Consider the following 1,053-nt stretch of genomic DNA (forward strand, 5'->3'; position numbering starts at 1 on the left):
CCTGATTACGGTATTAACACATACTCAGCACCAGGTGCTCCAGATGGAAGCTACATAGATAAAGTGAAGGGTTCTGTTGGGTATGACATTTACTCTCGCAAAGATGGTTGGATCGCAATTGACAACAAACGATTTGTAGAAGAGAAACACTTCGATATTCGATAAAAAAGTAGAAAAATTAGTTAAACAATGGTTCAAAGCTTATTCAAAATATCCAGCAGGTTAGGGTATTAACACATATGATGGTCCTAACGGGAATTATACAGGTAATGTAGATGGATCTGTTCCATAAAGAGTTTATGCACGACAAGATGGTTATTTGGATATTTTGGAAACAGCACATGGTTAAAAGAAGAACATTTTGATGTAAGGTAACGACGGAGAGCTTTTCGTTCTGTTCATCTTAAGATTTGAAAAACTATAATATATCCAAAAAATAATAAATATAGACAGTAAACGAAGGTGCTCATTTAAGTACCTTTTTTATATTGTGTAAAAATAGAAAGGAAGATTAATATGGCAAAATTTATTTATCCAACAGATACAACGAGAGTAACAAGTGGTTTTAGAGGTAGCAGATCAGATCATCATGGGGTAGACCTTGCTGAATCGGGTTATCATCCGATTTATGCAGCGGCTAGCGGGAAAGTTAGTCGTTCTTATTTCTCATCAAGTTATGGTGAATGTATTATGATTGTGCATACAATTGATGGAGTTACATGGGAGACTGTATACGCTCATATGCGCAGCGGCTCTCGAACGGTAAAAGAAGGCGACTATGTTACACAAGGACAAACAATTGGAGTTATGGGTAGCACGGGACAGGCTGAAGGTCAGCACTTACATTTTGAATTGCATAAAGGATCTTGGAATGATAAAAAGAGCAATGCTGTGAACCCGTTAGACTACTTGGAAAAAGGGGATGGTGGCAACACTACTGATCCTTCCGGAAATAAACCGCTGCAACCAGAGGGTATAGGCATTGCAGTTTCTAAGTATCCTGTCGGATATGGAGTTAACCTTTTCACAAAACCAGTTAATGGATTAGTAAGA

1 protein-coding gene and 1 pseudogene are annotated in these 1,053 nt (G+C 37.8%); both read left to right on the forward strand.

Annotation, left to right across the window (positions count from 1 at the left end; translation table 11 throughout):
- Positions 1-190 precede the first annotated feature (190 nt).
- A pseudogene (locus tag C564_RS38000) lies at positions 191-375 on the forward strand (peptidase M23); the annotation flags it as partial.
- Positions 376-516: 141 nt separating this feature from the next.
- Positions 517-1,053 (forward strand): M23 family metallopeptidase (locus tag C564_RS0131595; protein ID WP_018768269.1); only part of this gene is annotated, 537 nt, incomplete at its 3' end.

Origin of the sequence: Bacillus sp. 105MF (assembly GCF_000374885.1) — a bacterium.
Taxonomy (GTDB): domain Bacteria; phylum Bacillota; class Bacilli; order Bacillales; family Bacillaceae_G; genus Bacillus_A; species Bacillus_A pseudomycoides.